The organism is Flavobacterium sp. (genome assembly GCF_027531905.1).
GTDB lineage: Bacteria > Bacteroidota > Bacteroidia > Flavobacteriales > Flavobacteriaceae > Flavobacterium.
This window is the reverse complement of the sequence record NZ_JAPZSU010000012.1, coordinates 1-25,423: the sequence shown is the minus strand read 5'-3', so window position 1 is coordinate 25,423 and position 25,423 is coordinate 1. Positions and strand designations below refer to the sequence as shown.

18 protein-coding genes are annotated in these 25,423 nt (G+C 35.1%); 12 read left to right on the top strand and 6 right to left on the bottom strand.

Annotation, left to right across the window (positions count from 1 at the left end; all coding sequences use genetic code 11):
• Positions 1–28: 28 nt before the first annotated feature.
• Positions 29–2,194 carry a DNA mismatch repair protein MutS gene (locus tag O9307_RS03705; protein WP_298295472.1) on the top strand — a complete coding sequence of 722 codons (2,166 nt, stop codon included), beginning with the start codon at positions 29–31 and terminating at the stop codon, positions 2,192–2,194.
• Positions 2,195–2,302: 108 nt separating this feature from the next.
• Positions 2,303–2,725: a DCC1-like thiol-disulfide oxidoreductase family protein gene (locus tag O9307_RS03700; RefSeq protein ID WP_298295470.1), complete on the top strand. Its 423-nt coding sequence runs from the start codon at positions 2,303–2,305 to the stop codon at positions 2,723–2,725.
• 193 nt (positions 2,726–2,918) lie between these two features.
• On the opposite strand, the gene glgB is transcribed toward O9307_RS03700, so the two are convergent.
• The 4 genes from glgB to O9307_RS03680 all read right to left on the bottom strand — a co-directional run bounded on the left by glgB (position 2,919) and on the right by O9307_RS03680 (position 9,795).
• Positions 2,919–4,826, bottom strand: a complete 1,908-nt coding sequence (glgB, locus tag O9307_RS03695; protein ID WP_298295468.1) for a 1,4-alpha-glucan branching protein GlgB — start codon at positions 4,824–4,826, stop codon at positions 2,919–2,921.
• 36 nt (positions 4,827–4,862) lie between these two features.
• Positions 4,863–6,497, bottom strand: a complete 1,635-nt coding sequence (locus tag O9307_RS03690; protein ID WP_298295466.1) for a trehalose synthase — start codon at positions 6,495–6,497, stop codon at positions 4,863–4,865.
• Positions 6,497–8,431 carry an alpha-1,4-glucan--maltose-1-phosphate maltosyltransferase gene (locus O9307_RS03685; protein WP_298295464.1) on the bottom strand — a complete coding sequence of 645 codons (1,935 nt, stop codon included), beginning with the start codon at positions 8,429–8,431 and terminating at the stop codon, positions 6,497–6,499. The genes O9307_RS03690 and O9307_RS03685 overlap by 1 nt, the downstream gene beginning before the upstream one ends.
• 83 nt (positions 8,432–8,514) lie before the next feature.
• Entirely contained in the window at positions 8,515–9,795 is a 1,281-nt protein-coding gene (locus tag O9307_RS03680) for a glucose-1-phosphate adenylyltransferase (RefSeq protein ID WP_298295462.1), read from the bottom strand.
• Positions 9,796–9,992: 197 nt separating this feature from the next.
• Here O9307_RS03680 and O9307_RS03675 point away from each other — a divergent pair, with 197 nt between their 5' ends.
• Positions 9,993–10,871, top strand: a complete 879-nt coding sequence (locus tag O9307_RS03675; RefSeq protein ID WP_298295460.1) for an alpha/beta hydrolase — start codon at positions 9,993–9,995, stop codon at positions 10,869–10,871.
• A gap of 15 nt (positions 10,872–10,886) precedes the next feature.
• Here the strand turns inward: O9307_RS03675 and O9307_RS03670 are convergent, their stop codons facing one another.
• Entirely contained in the window at positions 10,887–15,260 is a 4,374-nt protein-coding gene (locus O9307_RS03670) for a translocation/assembly module TamB domain-containing protein (RefSeq protein ID WP_298295458.1), read from the bottom strand.
• A 311-nt stretch (positions 15,261–15,571) separates the two neighbouring features.
• Between O9307_RS03670 and tsaD the strand changes: the two genes are divergently transcribed.
• From tsaD to O9307_RS03630, 8 genes are all read left to right on the top strand, one after another.
• Complete coding sequence (gene tsaD, locus O9307_RS03665) at positions 15,572–16,594, top strand: tRNA (adenosine(37)-N6)-threonylcarbamoyltransferase complex transferase subunit TsaD (RefSeq protein WP_298295456.1); 1,023 nt, start codon at positions 15,572–15,574, stop codon at positions 16,592–16,594.
• Positions 16,595–16,596: 2 nt separating this feature from the next.
• Positions 16,597–17,301: a 16S rRNA (uracil(1498)-N(3))-methyltransferase gene (locus O9307_RS03660; protein ID WP_298295454.1), complete on the top strand. Its 705-nt coding sequence runs from the start codon at positions 16,597–16,599 to the stop codon at positions 17,299–17,301.
• 36 nt (positions 17,302–17,337) lie between these two features.
• Positions 17,338–17,979, top strand: coding sequence for a DUF4159 domain-containing protein (locus tag O9307_RS03655; RefSeq protein WP_298295452.1), 642 nt, complete (start codon positions 17,338–17,340; stop codon positions 17,977–17,979).
• 12 nt (positions 17,980–17,991) lie between these two features.
• Complete coding sequence (locus tag O9307_RS03650) at positions 17,992–18,501, top strand: TrmH family RNA methyltransferase (RefSeq protein ID WP_298295450.1); 510 nt, start codon at positions 17,992–17,994, stop codon at positions 18,499–18,501.
• 129 nt (positions 18,502–18,630) lie between these two features.
• Positions 18,631–19,587, top strand: a complete 957-nt coding sequence (locus O9307_RS03645; protein WP_298295448.1) for a zinc metalloprotease — start codon at positions 18,631–18,633, stop codon at positions 19,585–19,587.
• Positions 19,588–19,667: 80 nt separating this feature from the next.
• Positions 19,668–20,759: an AI-2E family transporter gene (locus O9307_RS03640; RefSeq protein WP_298295446.1), complete on the top strand. Its 1,092-nt coding sequence runs from the start codon at positions 19,668–19,670 to the stop codon at positions 20,757–20,759.
• Between the two features lie 2 nt (positions 20,760–20,761).
• A complete protein-coding gene (locus tag O9307_RS03635; protein WP_298295444.1) occupies positions 20,762–21,934 on the top strand; it encodes a class I SAM-dependent methyltransferase in 1,173 nt (390 codons plus the stop codon).
• Between the two features lie 6 nt (positions 21,935–21,940).
• Positions 21,941–22,510 carry a hypothetical protein gene (locus O9307_RS03630; protein ID WP_298295442.1) on the top strand — a complete coding sequence of 190 codons (570 nt, stop codon included), beginning with the start codon at positions 21,941–21,943 and terminating at the stop codon, positions 22,508–22,510.
• Here O9307_RS03630 and O9307_RS03625 read toward each other — a convergent pair.
• The gene (locus tag O9307_RS03625; protein WP_298295439.1) at positions 22,507–23,172 is read right to left on the bottom strand and encodes a M15 family metallopeptidase; all 666 of its coding nucleotides are present in this window, start codon (positions 23,170–23,172) and stop codon (positions 22,507–22,509) included. The two genes, O9307_RS03630 and O9307_RS03625, sit on opposite strands and share 4 nt — an antisense overlap.
• An 813-nt stretch (positions 23,173–23,985) precedes the next feature.
• Between O9307_RS03625 and glgA the strand changes: the two genes are divergently transcribed.
• Complete coding sequence (glgA, locus tag O9307_RS03620; RefSeq protein ID WP_298295437.1) at positions 23,986–25,212, top strand: glycogen synthase; 1,227 nt, start codon at positions 23,986–23,988, stop codon at positions 25,210–25,212.
• Positions 25,213–25,423 lie beyond the last annotated feature (211 nt).

The following is a 25,423-nucleotide window of genomic DNA, read 5'->3' as shown; positions in this document are numbered from 1 at the left end:
CTTTGTCCTTTTCACAATACAAAATTCAATGATTGCTATCACCGAAAAAACATTACAAGATTTACAATTCCCCACTGTACTCGAAACCCTATCGGATATTTGCAATACCGATATTGGCAAAGAGAAAGCATTAAAAATAACGCCTTTCAGAGAGAAAGAAACGTTGATGGAAGCTTTGTTACAAACTTCAGAGTATGTTTCTTCTTTTCAAAATAACAATGCCATTCCGAATCACGGATTTGACGCCATTACTCATGAAATCAAATTTCTTGGAATTGAAGACAGCTTTCTTGAAGTAGGAAGTTTTAGAAAAATTGCTACGCTCTCCAGCACAAGTAATTTCTTATTGAATTTCCTAAAAAAATTCGAAGACTATTATCCTAATTTGAATGCTAGAGCCGCTAGAGTAGAATACACCAAAAATATCATTACGCTAATTGATGAAGTCGTAGACAAATATGGCGAAATCAAAGACAATGCTTCTCCAGATTTACTCAACATTCGAAGAAATATGAACGTGGTTCGTGGTAAGGTAAACCAAAGTTTCGGTGTGGCCTTATCTCAATATAATGGCTTGGGATATTTGGATGATATCAAAGAAAGTTTTGTTCAAAATCGTAGAGTTTTAGCTGTTTTGGCGATGTACCGCAGAAAAGTCAAAGGCACCATTTTAGGAAGTTCGAAAACAGGCAGTATTGCTTACATCGAACCAGAAGCTACTTTGAGATATTCGCGTGAATTAAGCAATCTAGAATATGAAGAAAAAGAAGAAATCACCCGAATTTTAAAGCAATTATCAAACGCTATTCGTCCGTATTTGCCTTTGCTTATCGAATACCAAGAGTTTTTGAGTGATATTGATGTTATTGCTGCGAAAGCCAAATATGCCAACAAAATCAATGCTATTTTACCTCAAATCAGTGAAGAAAGAAGGTTATTTCTAAGAGATGCTTACCATCCAATTTTGTATTTGAACAACAAACAAAAGAACGAAGTTACCCATCCACAAACTATAGAACTGAACCAAGATAACCGAATCATCGTTATTTCTGGACCCAATGCGGGTGGAAAAACCATTTCCTTAAAGACCGTTGGCTTATTGCAATTAATGTTGCAATCGGGTATGTTGATTCCGGTACACGAACGCAGTGAAACCTTTTTGTTTGACCGAATTTTAACGGATATTGGCGACAATCAATCCATAGAAAATCATTTGAGTACCTACAGTTATCGCTTAAAAAACATGAATTATTTTCTAAAAAAGTGCAATAGAAAAACCATGTTTTTGATTGATGAATTTGGTACAGGTTCTGACCCAGATTTGGGTGGGGCACTTGCCGAAATTTTCTTGGAAGAATTTTACCATCGTGAAGCTTTTGGAATCATTACGACCCACTACTCAAATTTAAAGATTTTGGCTAATGAATTGCCTTGTGCACAAAATGCCAATATGCTTTTTAACGAGAAAACATTAGAGCCGTTGTATAAACTCGTTTTGGGTCAAGCTGGTAGTTCTTTTACTTTTGAAGTAGCTCAGAAAAATGGTATTCCGTTTGGCTTAATCAATCGTGCCAAGAAGAAAATCGAAACCGGAAAAGTACGTTTTGACAAGACCATTGCCACGTTACAAAAAGAACGTTCTAAACTAGAAAAAACCTCTCAAGTACTAAAAGAAGAAGAATCGAAAGCCAGAGAGGAAAGCAAAAAAATGGAAAACATCAATGTGAAAATCAAGCAAAAACTGGAAAGCTATCAGGAATTGTATGATAGTAACCAAAAAACGATTTACATTGGTCAAAAAATAGAGGATATTTCGGAGAAATACTTCAACAATAAAAACAAAAAAGAACTCATTGGTGAGTTTTTGAAAATTATTGAAATAGAAAACTCCAAGCGTAAAAAGATTTCAGCCAAAGAAGCCAAAGTCATCATAGAGAAGAAAAAAGAGATTATCAAAGAGGTTGAAGTTAAGGTCGAGGAAATCAGAACTATAAAAAAAGAAAAGAAACTGAAACCCATTGTTGAAAAACCAAAACCTATTCTAAAATTAGGCGATAGAGTGCGCATGGCTGATGGAAAAGCGGTGGGAACGATTGATAGTATTGAGAAAAATAAAGCTACTGTTAATTATGGTATTTTTACTTCGAAAGTAAGTTTAGACGAATTGGAATTAGTTGAAGCGGTTAAGAAATAAAAAAAATGACCGCAAATTCGCAAATTTTTATTGCATAAGCCTCAAATTAATTTGCGGATTTGCGGTAATTACACCTATTCTCAAACCTAAATCAAGACCAATAAACAAATGCAACATTCCTTATCACTTCCTGAACATAAGAAAATCATTCTTTTTGATGGTGTTTGTAATTTGTGTAATACTGCGGTGCAAACCATTATAAAGCATGATAAAAAAGACGTGTTCCGATATGTGGCTTTGCAAAGTGAAATGGGTATAGCCATACAAAAACATATTGGGATTGATACTCGCAAAATAGACAGTCTTGTTTTTTATTCGCCTGGGATTTCGTATTCTTATAAATCGGAGGCGGTTTTGGACATTGCAAAGGAGCTTGGCGGAATTTTTAGTTTGGCTATTGTTTTTAAAATCCTTCCTGCTCCCCTTTTGAATTCCCTTTACGATTATGTCGCCAAAAATAGGTACAAATGGTACGGTCAAAAAGAACATTGCTGGATGCCTACTCCTGAATTGAAAGCAAAATTTCTTTGATTCCAGAATAGTACTTATGAAAACGCTTGCGTGAGTGATGGCAGTGGAGCTCTCCCGATTTTTTCTATCGGGAAGCGGGAACGTACAGCACGACCTCCTCTAGCCTTTTTCTGGCTAGAGGAGGGCACGCCCAAATAAAAAATCGTTTACAAAACTTCTGTCTTATAAACAATTTTATTTTGAATGCACAAGGCTATTTCAATTTGAACACGGAAATCGCCAAAGGAGGTAACGTTAGGGCAATGGAATAATCTCTGCCGTCATAAGGCGTGGCTTCGACTTTTAATTTTCCGCTTTGTTGCACGCCACTACCGCCAAATGACTTGGCATCGCTGTTGAATATTTCGGTTAATTCTCCTTTTCTAGGTATCCCAATGCGATAGTTTTCTCGAACTACTGGGGTGAAATTGCAAATTACAATCAAATCGTTCTTTGCATCATTCCCTTTTCGGGTATAAGTCATTACAGCGTTGTCGTGGTCAGAATAGTTAATCCATTCGAATCCATCGGGACTAAATTGCTTTTCGTACAAGGCAGGCTCAGACTTATACAAAGAATTCAAGGCAGTAATCACGGCTTTGATTCCTTGATGAAAAGGATATTGTAGCAAATGCCAATCGAGACTCGCTTCAAAATTCCACTCAGCGCTTTGCCCAAATTCGCTACCCATAAACAACAGTTTTGTTCCTGGATGTGTGAACATGTACCCGTATAACAACCTTAGATTTGCATACTTTTGCCATTCATCGCCTGGCATTCTTCCTGCGATGGAATGTTTTCCATACACCACTTCATCGTGAGAAAGTGGCAACATAAAATTCTCTGAAAAAGCATACGTCATAGAAAAAGTCAACTCATTTTGATGGTATTTTCTATAAACCGTTTCTTTTTGAAAATAATGCAAGGTATCGTGCATCCAACCCATCATCCATTTCATTCCAAAGCCTAATCCACCAGCATAAGTTGGTCGAGAAACCATAGGAAATGAGGTGCTTTCCTCGGCTATGGTTTGTACGCCTTCGTAATTCGCATAAACCGCTTCGTTAAAATCTTTAAGGAAACTTATCGTGTCTAGGTTTTCGCGTCCACCAAAAATGTTTGGTTCCCATTCCCCATCTTCTCTGGAATAATCTAAATACAACATTGAGGCAACAGCATCAACTCGCAGTCCATCCACATGATAATGGTGCAACCAAAACAAAGCATTACTTATCAAGAAAGAACGCACCTCGTTACGACCATAATTGAAAACCAAACTTGTCCAATCGGGATGATAACCTTTTCTGCGGTCAGGATGTTCAAACAAGTTAGAGCCATCAAAAAATCCTAGTCCGTGCGCATCATCAGGAAAATGTGACGGAACCCAATCCAAAATCACCCCAATTCCTGCATCGTGCAAACGATCTACGAGATACATAAACTCTTGAGGGGTTCCAAAACGAGAAGTTGGTGCAAAATACCCGACCAACTGATACCCCCAAGAAGGATCGTAGGGATATTCCATTACAGGCATAAACTCTACGTGTGTAAATCCTGTTTCTTTGACATACCCCACAAGGTCTTCGGCCATTTCAGTATAACTTAAGAAACTATTGTCCTCAGCATGGCGTTTCCAAGATCCCAGATGTACTTCATAAACTGAGTAGGGTTTATCTAGCGCATTATGCTCTTTTCGAGACTTCATCCATTTGTCATCCTCCCATTTATAATCCAAATCCCAAATTACAGAGGCGGTGTGTGGCGGTTTTTCGCAATAAAAAGCAAAAGGATCCGCTTTCTCAGTAACTATTCCGGTGTTGGATGACTGAATTTTATATTTATAAGTTGTGCCTTTAGTGATATTTGGAATAAAACCTTCCCAAATACCCGAAGCATCCCAACGCACATACAACTCATGATTGCCTGCTATCCAATAATTAAAATCTCCAACCACAGAAACGGACTGCGCAGAGGGTGCCCAAACGGCAAAATATACTCCTTTCACGCCATCCACTTCAATTGGATGTGCGCCTAATTTTTCATAGAGACGAAAATGCTTCCCAGCTTTAAATAAATCGATATCAAATTCAGTGAAAAGAGAATGTACTTGTACTTTATTCATTTTTTATTTTTTAAACTGATTGCTCAGTACTGTAAGTTATTTTGTTTTAAAATTCATTATACTCGCAATTCCTGTCAGTGGAATTACAGACCAACGAGGTCTTGAATTCAACTCATACCCTAATTCATAAACTGCTTTTTCTAGCAAACAATATTTGAGTAAAAAGTCAATTTCATTTTTGTAACCAATATTAAGATTACCTGCCTGAGCTACTTCAGTGTAGGTTTGCAAAAATATTCCAACAAAGTATTTGTACAACAACTCTCCCGCTATAAACAATTCAGATTGCTCATAATTGTACTTGTCTTTATTATTGAAAATGGTCGCATAGATGGCATAATGAAAGGAACGAAATATTCCAGCAACATCTTTCAATGGGGGCTGTTTTACTTTTCGATCGCGAATGGTGCTTTCTGGTTCTCCTTCGAAATCTAGAATGAAAAAATCTTCTCCGTTAACTAATACTTGACCAAGATGATAATCACCGTGTATTCGAATACGCTCAGATTTCATTTTGGTCCAATCAAAATCTAAGAAAACTTTACGAATGTTCTTTTTTTGATCTAAAAACTGATTGGCCAATTCCAGAGCCAAGCCATCCAGTTTGTGCAAGTTATTTTCTAGAATATTCAATCGGTTTTGAAATTGATACGTCAATCGGTTCTTTAACCAAACCGAATAATCTCCATTGTAAGTAATTGGCGTAAAAGCGGTTTCATGAATATCGCTCCCTAAGGCAATGTGCATTTCGGCAGTTCGCGTCGCTAAGGTTCTGATGCGTAAAAAAATCTTCAACCCTGCCCAATCGATAATTTCGTGTGGAATATCATTCAATCGTAATCTCGAGAACAATTCAACGTCTGGTAATTTGTCAATTTTTATTTTGCGATAGCTCAAGTTTTCGAAAATGCGGTCTACCTCTTCTAACATAAATTTCCATGCATCGCCTTGATTCGGAACTAGCTCTTGCATTAATCCCAAGGTGATATTTCCTTCAGTCAAAATAACGCTGATACTTCCTGTGTAGGCTGGTGAATTTTCAAAATGCATGCGCTCCGTCAAAAAACGGCTTATCTCATAATCTGGATTCATATTGATATAAATCCTTCTAAAAATCTTTAAAACCAAGGTATCATTGTAAATTATAGACGTATTGCTTTGCTCCACACCCATGAATTTCGAGCTTTGATAGGTCTTTTGTGTTAATTTGGAACCACAATGAAAACTCAATTTTTCATTAACTTTCGCGTTGGGATGAACGATGTTATCAAACAATAATTTACGAAAATCTTCCTGATGAAGGGCATCGACCAAATAGCCTTGAACGCCATTCATTATTACTGGAGCGATTACCGTATTGGTTTCTAAATCGACTTCAGACATGAATGAAATAGGCATAAAATAATGTTGGTAGAAAGCTTCTTTAAAATTAACTTCAAACAAAACCCCATAATAAGTGTGTTTTTTTGAGGAAATTTGAAACGATTCTACAATTTCAATATACTTTAGCGTACTGGCTTTTCCGCCATACCATCGCTTATTGATAATGTAATTTTCGAGTATATCCGAAGAAAATATTTTTACAAAAGTTTCTTCAGCAAAAGCATTTTTCCATTCAATATTGAAAACAAACGGATTTTGGAATTCGTCTTCGTTAATTTTATCAACCATTACTTGATTATTTTAAATAAATGAAAAGGTACGTTAGGCCCTAATTCTATAAAATTCCATTCGTTTTCCCAATTGTAAGTGGCATCTGTAATTAAATCGTGTACGCGAATGGGCTGATTTCCAAACTGCGGATAAGGCAATCGCACCATCGCCTGAACCACCTGCTGATCGTTTAAACTAACCACCATTAAGGTTTCATTTTGTTTGTTATCATCATATTTATAGTAAGCAATAACTTGATCGTTATTGGTCTCACAAAAAACAATGTTATTGGTTTGTTGCAACGAATTTTGTTCTTTTCTAATTGCATTAATTTGGGTTATTCTTCGGATCAAATTGTTTTGAATACTCCAATCCCACTTTACAAACTCGTATTTTTCAGAATCTAAATACTCTTCTTTTCCTGGAGCCATTGGAGCACTAATCCTATATTCAAAAACAGGTCCGTAAATCCCCACATTAGAACTTAAAGTAGCCGCCAAAAAGTACTTTTGTAAATGAATCGATTCATTACCTCCTTGCAAGGCAAAAGGATTTATATCTGGCGTATTAGGCCAAAAGTTAGGTCTATAAAACTCTTTTTGAGAAGACTGCGTTAGCTCCGTAACATACTCTATTAACTCGGCTTTGGTATTTCTCCAAGTAAAATAAGTATACGATTGGCTAAATCCTTGTTTGGCCAACTCATTCATTATTTTGGGACGGGTAAAAGCTTCGGCTAAAAACAATACATCAGGATGTTTTTTCTTGATTTCACCAATCAACCATCCCCAAAAATAAAATGGTTTGGTATGCGGATTATCTACACGATAGACTTTGATATTACATTCTTCAATCCAAAACAAGGCCACATCCAACAGCTCTTTCCATAGGTTTTTCCAATCTTTGCTTTCAAAATATATAGGTTGAATGTCTTGGTATTTCTTGGGTGGATTTTCAGCATATTGCACGGTACCATCAGGTCTCCACTTAAACCATTGAGGAAAATCTTTAACATAAGGATGATCGGGAGCCGCTTGCAAAGCATAATCCATTGCCACCTCAATACCTAAATCGTGCGCTTTTTTGACCAAAGATTTAAAATCTTCTATAGAACCTAACTCGGGATGGGTCGATTTATGTCCACCATATTGAGAACCAATTCCCCATGGAGAACCAACATCGCCCTCTTGTGCATTAGTCGCGTTGTTTTTTCCTTTTCGATTGATTTCTCCAATGGGATGAATGGGCGGAAAATACAAGGTATCAAAACCCATGGCTGCTACTCTAGGCAATAGTCTTTCGCAGTCTTTAAAAGTACCGTGTTTTCCTTGCTCTTCGGATGAAGATCTTGGAAAAAATTCGTACCAAGTACTAAACAAGGCTTTTTTTCTATCCACATAAACCTTTAATTCCAACGATTTATTTTCGATATAACGAACGGGATATTTTTTAAAAATACTTTTTAGTTCATAGGAAGTAGCCTCTTTTACTGCTTCATCGTAATCCGCTTCGGATTTGAAAAGATGCATCAATTTTTTGAGATATTCCTTCTCAGAAGCATCGACCTTCTTCACAATGGCTTCTATGTACTCCGCTCCTTCTAATAATTCTGATTTTACATACTGATGGTCTTGAATTTTACGCTCGGTTCCGTGTTGCCAATTCAGTGCATAATCCACCCAACCTTCTACAAAATAGCTGTAAAAACCTTGTTGTTCTACTTTAAAACTTCCCTCCCATTCATCATTATAACTAGGCCACATTCGTACTTCTTGCCATTGTTTCTCGGATTCATGTTTGAATTTAATACAACATTCAATTACATCATGTCCGTCGCCAAAGACATCTGCTGTAAGAGCGACCGTTTGTCCTACTATTCTTTTTATAAAATGAGCGCCTGCATCTAATTGAGGCATCACATTTTCGATAACAATTCGAGTTTGCTTTTGCATAATATTAAAAAAATTAAATCACTTTCTAAACCCTAGAAATTGATAGTATATTCATTATCTTGTAAATCATTTAGCGTAATAATCTATTCTATTCTAAAATTATCAGGTAAAGTTTTCCCTTTTTTAATCACTACAATACCGTCTTTGATACAATACAATTCCTCGGATCTATTTACAAGGTGTTTACCTCCATTGATATAAACGTCATTGCCTATTCTGCAATTCTTGTCAACCAGGGCATGATTGATATAGCAGCGTTCTCCAATTCCAATTAGTTGATTTTCATTTTCAATATCATCTTGCATGTCACAAAGACTTTGATAAAAATCATTACCCATAATATAAGAGTTTTCAATTACGGTTCCTTCACCAATTCGAGATCGGTTACCGATTACCGATTTTATGATGCCTTTGGCATTAATAATACAGCCTTCGGATATCAAAGAATGATCCACTTGCGTACTTTTAAACTTTGAAGGAGGTAATAATCGGGGTCTGGTGTAGATTTTGTTATCATTATCGAATAAATTAAAATCTGGAACATCATTCGTCAAACCAATATTAGCATCAAAAAAAGATTCAATATTTCCAATATCAGTCCAATATCCTTCATATTGATAGCTGAGTATTTTTTGCTTCCCAACCGCCTGAGGGATAATTTCTTTACCAAAATCCTTAGTGTCAGGATTTTTCATTAACTCCACCAATAATTTTTTATTAAAAATATAAATCCCCATTGAAGCCAAATAATGCTTGCCTTGTTGTTTCATTTCATCACTCACATCCGATTCCCAATCAGGCAAAAGCTCGGCGGCTGGTTTCTCGATAAACGCCTCAATAAAACTAGCATCATTTGTTTTTAAAATTCCAAATTCTGGTGCGTCTTTAGCGTTTACGGGGAGTGTAGCTATAGAAATATCGGCATCATTGGCAATATGCGCTTCCAACATTTCATTAAAATCCATTTGATACAATTGATCACCTGACAAAATCAAAGCATACTCAAAATCATGATTCAAAAAGTGAGGCATACATTGTCGAACAGCATCCGAAGTTCCTTGAAACCATGTAGGGTTATCAGGTGTTTGTTCTGCAGCTAAAATGTCTACAAAAGCATGACTAAAAATGCTAAAATTATAAGTGTTTTTGATATGAGCATTCAAGGATTTAGAATTGAATTGCGTTAAAACAAACATTCTAAAAATATCCGAATTCATACAATTTGAAATAGGGATATCTACTAATCGATATTTACCTCCGATAGGTACTGCTGGTTTAGATCGAAACTCAGTCAGTGGATACAGTCTAGAACCTTGCCCTCCACCTAAAATAATTGCAATAATATTCTTTTTTTGTTGCTTCATTTTTTTTTTAGTTAATAATATTAAACCCTACTTTTTTTTATTACAACTTATACTCTCACATAAAACTTAAAATAATCACTAAAAATTCTCACAATACTCAAAATATTGGTTTAAAAATCAGATTTTATAGTACTTTTATGTTTCTTAAATTTAGTAAAAAAGAACGTCACTACAACTTTTAAAAAAAAATTAGTAAAATGCCTAAAAGAAAGACTAATGCAGCAAAAAATTTGCGAATTCCAAAAATAATCATACTAACTGCTAAACTATTCGCTTTTATTTCGACAAAATTAGTTACTCGTTTTGCTGCAAAACTTTTCGTGACTCCTATCAAACACAAGACCCCGAAAAGGGAATATGATATGGACTCAAAATGTGCTAAACAAATCCTTGATATCAAAGCAATTGACAAAAAAATAATGACCTATCATTTTGGAGAATCCAATCTAAAAATACTTTTAGTACATGGATGGTCTGGCAGAGGGACACAATTATTTAAGATTGCTGAAGAATTACTAAAAAATGGCTATTCGACCATTAGTTTTGATGCGCCTGCCCATGGAAAATCACCTGGTTCAACCAGCGTAATGACGGATTTTATCGAATCTATTTTAGAAATAGACAAACAGTTTGGTCCCTTTGAAGCCATAATTGGTCATTCTCTAGGCGGAATGTCCACCCTTAATGCTATTAAAAGAGGCTTAAACGTAAAAAATGCAACCGTTATTGGAAGCGGCGATGTGGTTCAAGATATTGTTGATGATTTTGTATTGAAATTAAAAGTTGATCCAAAGATTGGTAATCATCTCAGAGCGTATTTTGAAAAAAAACACAACATTACTATGGATGATTTTTCTGCTTATAAAGCTGCGGCCGAAATTACTATTCCAATCTTGGTCATTCATGACTACAATGATACCGAAGTTCCTGTTTCAGCAGGCATTCATATACATGAGCACTGCCAAAAAGGAACATTATTTTTGACCCATAATCTTGGGCATCGCAAAATCCTGGGAGATAAAGAGGTAGTTGATAGTACCGTTTCCTTCGTAAAAAAAGCATCACAAATTAAGTAACCCTATTAAGATATATCAATCTTCTTCTTCAGGAATAAGACCTTCTTGATTTTTCTTAGGTTTTTCAGGAACTGGCTTTTTCGATTTATTGAAGTTAATATAATCCGGTGACAATGAGGAATCGTCATCAATATGCGTCGTTTTGGTAGGAATAACCAATTTATGCTTTTTGAATATTTGTTGAACAAATTCTTTAAAAGTATCAAAATCTACATCATAGGAAATACCCACACCTTGAGTATAACCAACTCCTTGCCCAATATAATTGATATCGTTCTCTTTGTTGAATAATCTCAAATTAAAATTACCGGCTTCATTTACCCTATATAAGATTTCGACGTCGCCTACAATTGCCGATTCATTAACCCCTCCAAAAGGTACACCCACTTTACCATTTATGGTGATTCTTTCATTTAATTGGGAAGAAACAGTTGCCACAAAGCGCCCATCAGTTTCTCGACCTGCTCTTCTATCAGCTGTAATTACATTCATCCCAATTTTAAACTTATCATTATCCGATTGAATAATATCACCTAAAAGACTGGATGCTGTTTCGACAAGACTCGTTGAAAAATCCGATTGATTTATCCCTTGTGGGCTCAAAAAACTTCCGGAGGACAATAGATAAAGCGCCTGTGTTTGTCTTGTATCTTTATCGTTTAATTTATATTGTATTTCTGATTCTAAAACAGAACTAACTGTTGGAAATACAATAGTAAAATCAGGTTCTGGACGAGCTAAATCCCCTCTAATTCCAACCACTACCTCCACTGGCACCTTAGTATTAAAAGAAGAGTTTTCTAGTAAAACAGACGGATTGGCCGATGTTTTATAGACCGCCTCAAGATTTAGTTGTGCTTTCATTGGATTACCCTCCCAAATAATTGAACCTCCTTTTTTAACGGCAAATTTTTTATCGATTAAACCACCATATTTAAAATTATAAGTCCCCTCATAAGCTTGAAAATCGCCCCACATATTGAACTTTCCTAAGGTATTTATTTTGAACAGCAAAGACCCATAGCCTTTCCCTTTCATACCATGTCCCGTGTTTCTATCCAGAATTACTTCTACCTCAGCATTGGGATTAATATCAAAATCAAATTCTAATTCAAGACCATTATAATCCTTTATACGCTCAGTAATTCCGTTTTTGCTATTGCTTTTCTCTTTTGCTGTAACAAAATGAATCAATCCATTTTCGCTAACACTTTCAGTATTGTTAATAGGTATTTTAACCGAGGTTCCTTTTTCTGATTTGGCAACCACTTTTACAAATAAACCATCAACAGGCCCTTTTATTGATGCAGTCCCATCAATAAAAGCAGTTCCAAAATAAGCAGCATCTTCAGAATCTTTTGTGTCTAAAGCCAAAAATCGTTTAGAATTGATGGCCAAATCTAATTTCCAATCCGAAAATTGATTATGTTCTACCACCCCATTCAAAATCCCCTTGGTTTTGTATTTAGTATCAAAAATAGAATTGTTTCTGAACAAAAACTTTTCATTAGTTAAATCAACTATTGTTCTATCTGCCAATTCATAATCAACCTTCAAATAAGGAATAATCATGCCTGCTCCTTCTAAATACAAACGACCATTTATATCGGGTTTTGCAAGGGTTCCTTGTACTTTGGTATTTCCTGAAGCTAATCCTCTAATATTTTTAATAACTTCTCCACCAACTGGACTCAAGAAAGCCAAATTAAATTTATCTAATTTAATATCTAAATCAAGAATCGTTTCTTTATTTACAATTTCAAAATGTCCGTTTGTACTGAACGATTCAAAACCATCATTCTCTAAATTGGACTGAATAGTAAATTTTTTAAAACTTTGATCTCCTTGAATATCAAAATTAAGGTTTCCAAAAAAAACATCATTTATTTTTAAACGGTCCACCACTATAGAGGCTGTTGGTTTATAAACTAATCCATCTTGATCGAAGTTGACCTCTCCACTAATATTTCCATTAAAAGCAAATTGATTATTGTAAGGTGTGATTTTCTTTAAATCAACCCCTTTAAAATTAAGATGCAATTCCTTATAATTATTCCCTTTAATCAATCCTCTCAGGTCAATTTCTTGATCTTCATGAGTCAAAACAATATCATTTATTGCGAAATTTTTTAGGTTTTTATCAAAAATAATTTGGTTGCTCTTCGTGTCCACTTCGTTCAAATTCCAGACATAGTTTTTAAATTTTATGTCGGATTTACTAAAACCAATTACATTGTTTTTGTTTTTATCAATAGTATGATACAAATTCAGATTATAAAGATCTTCCCCATTTTCTCCACCTTTGAACTCGGTTCTCACTTTTAAGGAATCTTTCATGGTTACATTGATCAAGCTAAAATCTCTGATTTTATATATTCCTGTTTTTATGCTATCCAATTCTATAAAAGTATTGAACAATGGATTTTTATTATCGATGGCAAGTCTTACATTATCCAAAGTGGTTCCTGCAGCTATAATCTTCTCCGAATTTACATTCAATTTAAATTCCTTGCTGTCCGAATTTATCACGCCCTTAACTCGAGCATCTGTTGCCAAAACTACTTCCGGATATAAAACTTCAATTATTTTATTATAAATGGTAAAATCAAATTTTAGAAATTGCCCTTTAGCTACGAGTATTAGTTTGTAGTTCCCATAAAGACTTCCGAGCGAATTTTGAACTAAAGCTTCTAATTGATTAAATTTAAATTTACCAATTACTTGTCCTTGACCTACATCTGTAGAATTTATGGTCAATGTTCTAACATTATTCGCATCAAATACAGAAGAAATATGCACGTCATCAAAAGCATAGGTCTTTTTAGCATTCTGAAAAGTGGTGTTTTTTACGTAAATGTTTCCAAAGACATTATCCATCGAATTACCGGTGGCTTCAACCACAATATCCCCTTTGAAATTGGAAACTAATTCTTTGTCGAAATGCAATTGATGCAAATTCGCTTTGTCAATGACAATATGAAAATCGTATTTATTTTGTTTTCCGCTTAAATCTACTAAACCATCGAAATTCAAAACTAAATTCGGGTCTTTAATGGAGGCTTTACCTTTATAGAATGGCATTTTAAAATGACCATCTAAAGTCACATTACTGTAGCTATACTTATTATACATAGCTTTTGAAACTTCGCCTTTAACTACAGTATTTAAACTTTTTTCAGTAAAACCAATTCCATCTACTTTCAAATTTAAACTAGTTAGACCAACATCTTTTCTATCCAAAAGAACACCTAAATCAAAATCAGTCATTTTAACATTACCAACATACTTAGCGATATCGGATTTATTCATGTTTACAATAACCAAATCAGAAGTTAAAGTTCCAATAGCGGTTTTCATTACAAAATCGGCTTCAATGTTTTCAGTAGTTAATGCTGTGCTTCCTACTAAGTCTACGTTTCCGAGTCTTTTCAAGATTTCAGGCAATCTTTTCCCTAAAACATTGGGCAAAATGGTGACCAAATTATCATAACTTGTGGCAAGTGATTTGAACTTACCTTTCATGTAAAATTGTTGTGATTTTGATGGAAATAAATTTTTGAAGTTTAAAGTTCCAACAATCTTTGAACCTTTCCTATCCCTCAGCGAAAGATCGGTTAGTCGCAAATCATTCAGTGTTCCTTCAATTCTGGAACGGGCATTAAAAAACAGATTGCGACCAAGCTCGTTATAAAAATAGCGAATATCATTTGAGGCAATAGAAGACGATTTTAGTTTGACATCAAATTTTACTTTGTTGTTGAAGTCGGCAAAATCCTCGATCTTGTAATTTAATTGCACATCAGCTTTTAAGCTAGACTCTTTTGTCGCTAAATCTAAATCTTCTAATCGAATGCGTTTTTTATTATAACTAAAAGCCGAACTTAATCTTTTCACGAATACCCCTCGATGATCTTTGAATGACAAAAAATTGATATTGGTTTGCACTTCTGGACCAAGGATTTTAAAATTACTAATTTGAGCATTCAATTTCGTAAAGTCAACATCCTTAGGAACTGCTCTATTTTCATCGGTCAAAATAAAACGTCCATTGGAAATAAAAGCCTCTCTAGCAGTCATCAAAAAAGGCTTAGTAGAAGGCTTTCCTGTCTCAAAAGCCTCAATAAAAACATCTAAATTGGTGAGTTTTTCTTTTTTATAGGTTTTCAAATTAAAAAGTAACCCGTCCAACCTAATATCATTGAAAATTAAATCGCCGTCAATTACTTTCTTTAGTCCAATAAGGTTAGTTTTTATCCTATTAGCATAAATCAACGTGTCTTTGTGATGGTCTAAAATCAGAACTTTTTTCAATTTTACGCCTCCAAAAATAGAAATTGCCACTTCATCTACCACCATTGAAGTTCCGTAAGTAGTATTGATATCATCCATCAATTTTTTTGCAATTCGAGTTTGAACGGCAGGCAATGAAAGAGCAATACCTACCACTAATAAAAGTAGTAGAAGTGCTAAAATGGATCGAAATAGTATTTTTTTTATTTTTTTGATAGTAGAAATTTTAAGTATTCAATAGACAAACATCGTGCCGTCAGAAATATTTAAAGAAGCGTATTACTTAATAATACTATAAATCTGATGACTCCAACCGCCATTTCATAAAAAATAGCTAATTTTGACCAGGCTGTAAAAATAAAGAATTTCGCAGCCATTTATCAAATAATATTTAAAAATTGTCCCTTTTTATGCAAAATCAAGACGTTTTTATTCTTGCTATTGAAAGCTCTTGTGACGATACCGCCGCTGCGGTTCTAAATAACAACCAAGTTTTATCAAATGTTATCGCTAATCAGCTTATTCATAACCAATACGGTGGCGTTGTTCCAGAATTAGCCTCGAGAGCGCATCAACAAAACATTGTTCCCGTTATCGATGCCGCATTAAAGAAAGCCAATATTACGAAAGAACAACTTTCTGCCATTGCCTTTACGCAAGGCCCTGGTTTAATGGGATCGTTGCTTGTAGGCAGTTCCTTTGCTAAATCTATGGCCGCTGCGCTTTCTATTCCTTTGATAGCGGTAAACCATATGCATGCTCATATTTTGGCTCATTTTATTGATGAAGAAGGTTTTGAAAAACCTGAATTCCCCTTTTTAGCTTTGACAATAAGTGGCGGTCACACGCAAATTGTTCGTGTAGATGGCTTTTTTGATATGACTATTATTGGTGAGACTACAGATGATGCTGTTGGAGAGGCTTTTGATAAAAGTGCCAAAATACTTGGATTACCTTATCCTGGTGGCCCTTTGGTGGATCAATTAGCGCAATTAGGTAACCCAAAAGCATTTTCATTTACCAAACCCAAAGTACCCGGATTGGATTTTAGTTTCTCTGGATTAAAAACTGCCATTTTGTATTTTATCCAAAAAAATCAAAAAGAAAACCCTCATTTTATCGAAGAAAATAAAAATGACATTTGTGCCTCTATTCAGCACACTATTATTGCAATTTTAATGGATAAGCTAAAACAAGCGGTCAAGGAAACAGGAATTAAACAAGTGGCAATTGGTGGTGGTGTTTCGGCAAATTCAGGAATTAGAAGTACGTTAAAAGAAGCTGAGCAAAAATACGGCTGGAAAACATTTATCCCTAAATTCGAATACACTACAGATAATGCCGCCATGATTGGAATTGTAGGGTATCAAAAATATTTATCTCAACATTTTGAAGCTTCATCTGTAGTTTCAAAAGCAAGAATCCCATTTTAATCATGCAATTATTTTATAATTCCGCTATAAACGAAAGCAGTACTTCTTTTGTATTTGACAAAGAAGAAAGCAAACATATCATTAAAGTCCTTCGAAAAAAAGACGGCGACATTCTCTTTGTAACTAATGGGCTTGGCTATTTGTTCAAAACAGCGATTACTTTGGCTTCTGACAGCAAATGTAGTGTTAGTATTTTGTCCTTTGAAAAGATGTCAACATCGCTTCATCCATTACACTTGGTGGTTGCTCCTACCAAAATGAATGACCGTTACGAATGGTTTTTAGAAAAAGCTACCGAAATTGGTGTACAAGAAATTACCCCTATCATTTGCGATCGTTCCGAAAGAAAAGTAATCAATAAAGAACGATTTGAAAAGATAATTTTGACAGCAATGAAACAATGTAATCAATGCTACTTGCCCAAACTCAATGATCCGATTGCTTTAAAGGATTTCTTGAAACAAAAACAAGAAGGCAATTTGTTCCTTGCACATTGTGAAGAAACTGATAAAAAATCATTGAAATCGGTTCTTGAAAAGCATACCAAAACCACCATTCTAATTGGTCCAGAAGGAGATTTTACTGAAAAAGAAATTCAATTGGCCTTAGCTAATGATTATGTTCCAGTAACACTTGGCAATACACGATTAAGAACAGAAACGGCAGCGGTTGTAGCCTGTCATAGTGTAGTTTTTTTTAATGAATAACAATACTCCGTATATACTCTTCAAATAGTTTCAATAATGGCAAAACCTCTTTTAGTACTTATTTTTTTGGTTTCCTTTGGAAGCAATGCACAAGAAATTGCATTATTAAAATACAATGGTGGAGGCGATTGGTATGCCAATCCCACTTCTTTACCTAATTTGATCCGTTTTTGTAATTCAACTATAAACACCAAAATAAAAGCAAAACCAAGTACGGTTGAACCCAGCAGTCCCGACTTATTTTCCTATCCATTTGTTCATATGACTGGACATGGAAACGTGGTTTTTAATGATTCGGAGGCTGAAAACTTAAAAAAATATCTTGAAGCTGGCGGTTTTCTTCACATTGATGACAATTACGGGATGGATCAATACATCCGAAAAGAGATCAAAAAACTTTTTCCCAACAATGATTTAGTAGAAATTCCTGCAAATCATGCTATTTTTCAAAAACCCTTTCTTTTTTCTTCCGGATTACCCAAAATACATGAGCATGATGGCAAAAGACCGCAAGCATATGGGATTTTTATTGCCAATCGTTTGGCCTTACTATACACTTACGAATGTGACTTAGGAGACGGCTGGGAAGATGCTGAAGTCAATAACGACCCCATTGAAGTTCGTCAAAAAGCACTCAAAATGGGCGCAAACATCATCAATTATATTTTTACTAATTAAAAACTGTTTTTAATGCAATTACATCATGAATCGGTCCCTTTTCAACACCAACAATTTCCGATCGTATTAGTTTGTGATTCCATACTTTTTCAACCCAACATAGGTTCGCTCTTTAGAATAAGTGAAGCGTTTGGTGTTGAGAAAATTTTCTTTCTAGGTATAGGAAATCAAATGAATCCGAGAAAAATCAACAAAACTTCACGAAATACGCATCGCCATGTAGCTTATGAATTATTTGAAACTAAAGAAGAAGTTGCATCTTATTTGATCGAAAATGATTTTGAAATCATTGCATTAGAAATAACATCAGATAGCAAACCGTTAGTCGAAGTCGTAATTCCAAAAAACAAAAAAATTGCTCTGCTCATTGGAAATGAAATTGAGGGCGTTTCAGAATACTTTTTAAAAAAATCACACCAAATCACTCATATTGAAATGTTTGGAAAAAACAGTAGCATGAATGTCGTTCAAGCCACTGGAATTGCACTCTACGAGTTAACAAGAAAAATAAAACAATACTAAAATCCTCTTTTCCAACAAAATAGTCGTAAAATTTTTATTAAAAAAATTGGTAGTTCAAAAAAAATGTTATAAAATTGTTAAACAATTAACCAAATTACCTTTTTTATAACAATTTAACAAAACCAAATTATGAAAAAAATTTTATTGAGTGCAGGGCTTTTATTAATGCTTTTTTCATGTCAAAATGAAGAAACCTTAAACACGAACTTAGATGGTCAAGCCGTAGCCAAAAGAGGCTGTGCTACAAACGAAGTTTTCCAAGCACAATTGGCTGCTGATCCATCGTTAGCAATTCGAATGAACCAAATCGAAGAATTTACTCAAAAAGCTAGATTAACAGGTAAATTAGTAAATGGAAAAGTAGTCATTCCCGTGGTTGTAAACGTTCTATACCGCACCGCAGCAGAAAACATTTCTGACGCCTTAATCCAGTCACAAATTGCTGTTTTGAACAAGGATTTTACAGCAACTAACACTGATTTTTCTAGTACACCCGCTTTATTTGCAGGTGTAGCTGCCAATGTGGGTATTACTTTTGAATTAGTTAAAATCAATCGTAAGTCTACTACAAAAACCTCTTGGGGAACTAGAGATGCTATGAAAAAAACTAATCAAGGTGGTATAGCACCAACTTCCCCCTCCAATACGTTAAACTTATGGGCTTGCACCATCGGTGGAGGTATATTAGGATATGCCCAATTCCCAGGCGGAGCAGCAGCTACAGACGGGGTTGTTATCGATTCTAAATATATTGGAGTAACCAGTAATTCTGGAACAAGCTATCCTTACAATTTGGGAAGAACGGCTAGCCACGAAGTAGGACACTGGATGAACTTAAGACACATTTGGGGTGATGCTAATTGCGGAAGTGATTTAGTAGCAGACACTCCTACTCATGATTCCGCTAATTACGGTGTACCCACCTATCCACATTTAAGCACATGTACGGGTACTCCAGTAGAAATGACCATGAATTACATGGATTATACCGATGATAGAGGAATGTATATGTTTACCAACGGACAAAAAGCAAGAATGGCAGCACTATTTGTAAGTGGTGGCGCTAGAGCTGGTTTTGGAATCTAAACCTCAAAAAAAATAATTACTCTTAAAACTCGCTAGACCTAGCGAGTTTTTTTTATATTTATCCCATAAAGAATTAACTTATGATAACATCAAAAATGATTTCGAATGGAATTATTAGAGCTGTAGCAACAATTTTAGCCATTTCAGCTGGAGCCTATTTTTTTTATCAAATACAATCCGTTTTAATCTATCTCGTTGTTGCCTTAATTTTAACTTTAATTGGCAATCCTATAGTAGATTTTTTCAAGAAAAAATTAAAATTCCCACACACTATTGCCACTATTACAACACTGACTTTGTTTGTGATTTTAATTTTTGGCATCATTACCCTTTTTGTGCCATTAATCATTGCACAAAGTGAAAATTTATCTTTATTAAACACCAAAGAAATTGAAAAAAATGCAATTGCTCTAATCAATCAATTGAATGCGTTTCTAGAGAGTCATCATATCAATTCCAAAAAATTCCTTAACTTCAATACCCTAACCTCAAACATAAATTTTGGTCTCATTCCCAATTTTTTAAATTCTATTTTGGGAACCATTAGTAGTTTTGGCATGGGATTAGGTTCTGTACTTTTTATAACCTTTTTTTTTCTGAAAGACCGTGTTTTATTCATTGTTGGTGCCGAAAAATTAATTCCTGATACACATGAAGAGCCAATTTTAAACTCCATTGAAAAAATCAATCATCTTCTTTCACGATATTTTATTGGGTTGCTCCTTCAACTGTTTATCGTTTTCTTACTTTACCTAGTGGTACTCTTAATTTTTGGGATTCCAAATGCTATTATCATTGCATTTTTGTGTGCTGTACTAAATATCATTCCATATATCGGACCCTTAATAGCTTCCGTTTTAGCCGCAATTCTTTCTATGATTAGCCATCTTGGCAGCGATTTTCAATCCGAAATTCTGCCCACAACTATTTATGTTCTAATTGGCTTTTGGATAGTACAACTTATTGACAATAATTTATCACAACCCATTATTTTTTCAAAAAGTGTCAGTTCACATCCTTTAGAAATCTTTTTAGTTATTCTAACCGCTGGTTTTCTATTTGGAATTTTAGGGATGGTGATTGCCGTACCATTATATACGATTTTAAAGGTAATTGGAAAAGAATTTTTTCCCGAAAACAAAATCATTCAGTTGTTAACCAAAGACATTTAACCTTGAATTTTGACCTATTACATATTGACGTTCAGCATTTCATTAACGCTCAATTATCCCAAAACATAACAAAACTTGCTTTACAAAAAAATCCATTTCCAACCCTTGAATGGATGAAAATTTTAGAGCAAATAGAGAGTAAAGCCAAAGCCAAGGAAAAACTACCTAGTTGGTTTTCTACAAAAAATATTCTATATCCGCCAAAAATTTCCATTGAGCAAACCTCTTCTGAGACTACTGCTTTGTATAAATCTAAGTTAATTTCCGGAACAAGTCTGATAGATTTAACGGGGGGATTTGGAGTAGACGATTTTTACTTTGCTAAACAATTCAAAAAAGTGGTGCATTGCGAAATTAATCCTGAACTTTCCGCAATTACCGCTCATAATTTTAAACAATTAAGAGCTCTAAACATTGAATGCAAAACGGGAGACAGCCAAGATATAATTAATTCTATTGACCAAACTTGGGATTGGATGTATATCGATCCTTCCAGAAGAAACGAAAGCAAAGGCAAAGTTTTTATGCTAAAAGATTGCCTTCCCAATGTGCCAGAAAATATAGGTTTGTATTTTTCTAAATCCAAATCAATTCTAATAAAAACAGCGCCTTTGCTTGATTTAACCGCAGGCTTATCAGAATTAAAAAATGTCAAAACCATTCACATTATTGCCCTAAACAATGAAGTAAAAGAACTTTTATGGGAACTTCATAAAGACTATTCCGGTAGTGTTTCCATAAAAACGGTAAACCTCCTTAAAGATAAAGAAGAAACATTTGATTTACCCGAAAATGATAATCCACCGAGTTATGGTTTACCAAAGGATTACCTTTACGAGCCCAATAGTGCAATTATGAAATCTGGTGGTTTTGATGCAATTAGTTCCGTTTTTAAACTGAATAAATTACATACCCATTCGCATTTATATACCAATACTGAATTGATTGACTTTCCAGGCAGGCGATTCAAAATCAACAAACAACTGAACTACAATAAATTAGAGATAAAAAAACACTTAGTCAATCAAAAAACAAATATTACTACTAGAAATTTTCCGGATACTGTAGAAAACATTAGAAAAAAATGGAAAATAAAAGAAGGAGGAAATACATATTGTTTTTTCACCACTGATATGAATAACGACAAAATAGTTTTAATTTGCAGCAAAATTTAATCCAACATGAAGCAACTCGTATTTACCATTCTTATCCTTTCAAGTTTTTCTTTATTAGCCCAAAAACCATGCGACTACAGCACCAATGTGGTAGATTCTATAGGTAGTTATAAAGTCACAAAAGAATACATGATAAGCGAAAAAAACTTCGCTGGTACTGCTAGCTATATTTTCTTTTCTCTAGCGCTAACAGATGGTGTACCTACTTTAAACATTCAATTGATACAAAAAAGTAAAGGCTTTATAAAAGCCAACTGCTTTGATAAAAACTCAAAATTGTTTCTTCAATTAAATGATGGAAGTATTATTTCTTTGGTACATAAAGATCAAGAAAATTGCGGAACATTGTTGCGAGATGACAAAGGATTTGATAACAGAGTCACTACAGGCGAATTTTATTTTTTGAAAGATAGTTTTGAAAAGTTAAAAAACTCTCCTCTATCACTGATGCGAATAAAATATTTGACCGATTTAGAAGATTACGTCATAAAAAAGGAATTTACTTCTGAATTAGACAACAAAGTGTATCAACCTGAAAATTATTTCATCAAAAATCTTCCTTGCATAGAAAATTAATCACATTCCCACTTTGTATTGGAGACTTTGTCGGTCAGCCCTGAGGCTAAGTTATAATGCCACCACTCTGAATCAAATGCTTTGAATCCATTTTGAAGCATAATTTTTTTTAGCATTTTACGGTTATCCATTACTTTTTTATCAGGAAATAGATACCCGTGACTTGCTTCTTTTCCAAAGAAATCAAATGCTGTTCCCATGTTTAATTCTTTACCCTCCAAAGTTACAAGCGTTAGGTCTACAGCCCCTCCTCTATTATGGATCGAACCTTTCGCAGGATCGGCAACATATTCTGGATTAGATACTATTTTCCACATCTTTTTCTGTATGTCTAAAGGTCGGTAACAATCAAAAAGTTTTATTTTAAATCCTTTTTGCATAAAGGTATCATTAGCCTTAATCAAGGCTTTTACCGTTTTCCATCTCAAAAAACATGCAGCACAATCATACACCTTTGACTTCAAAAAATTATCGGTAGTTGCATACTTCATGTCGTATACAAAATCCTCGCTATAGTCTTTCAAATTCACAAAGGTAGTGTCTGAAATTGATAACATTAATTTATTTTTAGTAGCTAATTGCCGTTCGGAAGTTTGGCTATATACTTTGAAATAAATAGATGAAAAAAGCAGAAAAAAAGAAAATAGAAGTACAAAACGCATGATTCAATATTTTTTATAAATGTATACAATTTGAAGCAAAATAGAAAAACGCTTTTTTGTGACTTTTGTAAAAAAAACAAAACAACCCGAATTCAATGCCTTTATCCAACAAAAGCAGATTCCTGCCATAGTGATTGAGGATAAAAAATAAAGCACTCTTTACGATGCAAGCCGTTTCTGAAAAGAAGCGGCTTTTTTTATTCCTAAAAAGAGCATCCAAAAAAAACACAACAAGCTTGTTAATGAATTGCACAAAATTAATTGCATCCCGCTTTAGCGGGATGACATAATCATAAAAGATATAAAGGCTTTAGCCGAAACTAGGGTACTATTTTGGCTAAAGCCTACTACTAAACTCATTGCAAAGAATGGGCTAAAGCCCATCCCTATTGAATTATTACAAAAAACACTAAGCAAAATTATTTTTTACCACATAGAAACATAGAATTTGTAGATTTTAAATAGACAGAAATAGACGTTTTACTATTCACATAGATGAGCTATGTGAAAAATAGTGCTATTTCTGTTTTTTCTATTTTGATTTATTTTAATCTATGATTCTATGTGGTTAATTTTTTTTATCAAAATTCTTCCAATCAAATTTTAGGGCTGATTTAAGTACTATAGTTTTAACCCGCACTCAGCTATCAAATTGTCATAAAAAAAACATTTTCTCCCAACGGATCATAAATACTACAAATTAAGTCGATTCGTTTCAAATTATCATCAAATTCACGGCTACTTTCTCACTTAAATTTTATAGTTTTATAAAGACAAAAAACAAAGCTTTTTTTACTTCTCTAAAAATGTCTTATGAAAATAGCCCTTTACAGTAATGAATTTCCTCCGCACATTTATGGTGGTGCGGGAGTACATATCGATTTTTTAAGCCAAGAACTGGCCAAACTCGCCCAAGTAGAAGTCCGCTGTTTTGGGGCACAATCCGAAACCTCCCAAAATATGCACGTGCAAGGCATCACCTCCAGCTTGACCAAAATGGAAGACCCAAGCAATGCACACCTCAAAATGTTTCATAACCTGAGCAAAAATGTCGAGATGGCACAAGCCACTCCTGAGGCCGACATTGTACACTGCCACACTTGGTACACCCATTTGGCGGGCGTATTTACACGCGAACTGCTGCAAGTACCGCTGATTTTGACCACGCACAGTCTCGAAACCCACCGCCCTTGGAAGGTCGAGCAACTCGGCAACGGTTATTTCCTATCGCGCTGGTTAGAGCAACACGCCTACGCCTCTGCCGATGGTGTGATTGCCGTAAGCGAACAAATGAAAACCGATGTCATCGAAGCCTATGGCGTAGCGCCCGAAAAAGTCACGGTGATTCACAACGGCATCGACCCTGATTTCTACCAACCCACTTTTGATGATGCCTTGTTGACCGAATTAGGCATCGACCCTAACATACCGTTTGTGCTCTTTGTGGGACGCATCACACGCCAAAAAGGTATCTCGCAACTCATCGCTGCGGCACAACATTTCAATGCCAATTGCCAAATCGTATTGTGTGCAGGCGCCCCCGACACACCCGAAATCGCCGCCGAAACCAAACAACTCATCGCCGAGTTAAAAGCCACCCGAGAAGGCGTCATCCTCATCTCCGAAATGCTCCCAAGAGAAAAAGTAAAAGTGCTCTACAGCCACGCCCGCGTTTTCGCCTGCCCCTCGCTCTACGAACCCTTTGGTATCATCAATCTCGAGGCAATGTCCTGCGAAACACCCGTGGTAGGAAGCGCCGTAGGAGGCATACCCGAAATCATCGTCGAAGGACAAACCGGATTTTTGATACCCCTCGCCCCTGTTTCCCGAACCGATTTTAACCCCGCCAATCCTCAGGACTTCCAACAGCATTTTGCTACCAAAGTCAATCTCTTGCTCGACAACGAAGCCTTGGCCAACCAAATGGGAAAAGCCGGTCGCCAACGCGTACTCAACCAATTCAGTTGGGCCTCCATCGCCAAAACCACCTTGGCCTATTACCAAGAAGTCATAGACCGTTTCGAAAAAGAAAAAGCATAATTGGGGCGTGAAATGTCATTAAGTTAAGAGATTTTAGACTGAAGATTAACGATTCTTGATTTTAGATTTTTGTACGTCCCTGATATAGGTTGACCACAAAAGTCAATTTATATGAAAGCAAATTTAAAGAATGTTCGAAAAGTACGGCATTATTCAGAAGATTTTAAACGAGAGATTGTTTCTGTTTTTGAAAGTGGCAAATTAAGTGTTC

Excerpts from the sequence above, each read along its gene's own strand:
- O9307_RS03705 (WP_298295472.1), top strand. The coding sequence starts at position 29 with ATGATTGCTATCACCGAAAAAACATTACAAGATTTACAATTCCCCACT.
- O9307_RS03700 (WP_298295470.1), top strand. The coding sequence starts at position 2,303 with ATGCAACATTCCTTATCACTTCCTGAACATAAGAAAATCATTCTTTTT.
- glgB (WP_298295468.1), bottom strand. The coding sequence starts at position 4,826 with ATGAATAAAGTACAAGTACATTCTCTTTTCACTGAATTTGATATCGAT.
- O9307_RS03690 (WP_298295466.1), bottom strand. The coding sequence starts at position 6,497 with ATGGTTGATAAAATTAACGAAGACGAATTCCAAAATCCGTTTGTTTTC.
- O9307_RS03685 (WP_298295464.1), bottom strand. The coding sequence starts at position 8,431 with ATGCAAAAGCAAACTCGAATTGTTATCGAAAATGTGATGCCTCAATTA.
- O9307_RS03680 (WP_298295462.1), bottom strand. The coding sequence starts at position 9,795 with ATGAAGCAACAAAAAAAGAATATTATTGCAATTATTTTAGGTGGAGGG.
- O9307_RS03675 (WP_298295460.1), top strand. The coding sequence starts at position 9,993 with ATGCCTAAAAGAAAGACTAATGCAGCAAAAAATTTGCGAATTCCAAAA.
- O9307_RS03670 (WP_298295458.1), bottom strand. The coding sequence starts at position 15,260 with ATGGATGATATCAATACTACTTACGGAACTTCAATGGTGGTAGATGAA.
- tsaD (WP_298295456.1), top strand. The coding sequence starts at position 15,572 with ATGCAAAATCAAGACGTTTTTATTCTTGCTATTGAAAGCTCTTGTGAC.
- O9307_RS03660 (WP_298295454.1), top strand. The coding sequence starts at position 16,597 with ATGCAATTATTTTATAATTCCGCTATAAACGAAAGCAGTACTTCTTTT.
- O9307_RS03655 (WP_298295452.1), top strand. The coding sequence starts at position 17,338 with ATGGCAAAACCTCTTTTAGTACTTATTTTTTTGGTTTCCTTTGGAAGC.
- O9307_RS03650 (WP_298295450.1), top strand. The coding sequence starts at position 17,992 with ATGCAATTACATCATGAATCGGTCCCTTTTCAACACCAACAATTTCCG.
- O9307_RS03645 (WP_298295448.1), top strand. The coding sequence starts at position 18,631 with ATGAAAAAAATTTTATTGAGTGCAGGGCTTTTATTAATGCTTTTTTCA.
- O9307_RS03640 (WP_298295446.1), top strand. The coding sequence starts at position 19,668 with ATGATAACATCAAAAATGATTTCGAATGGAATTATTAGAGCTGTAGCA.
- O9307_RS03630 (WP_298295442.1), top strand. The coding sequence starts at position 21,941 with ATGAAGCAACTCGTATTTACCATTCTTATCCTTTCAAGTTTTTCTTTA.
- O9307_RS03625 (WP_298295439.1), bottom strand. The coding sequence starts at position 23,172 with ATGCGTTTTGTACTTCTATTTTCTTTTTTTCTGCTTTTTTCATCTATT.
- glgA (WP_298295437.1), top strand. The coding sequence starts at position 23,986 with ATGAAAATAGCCCTTTACAGTAATGAATTTCCTCCGCACATTTATGGT.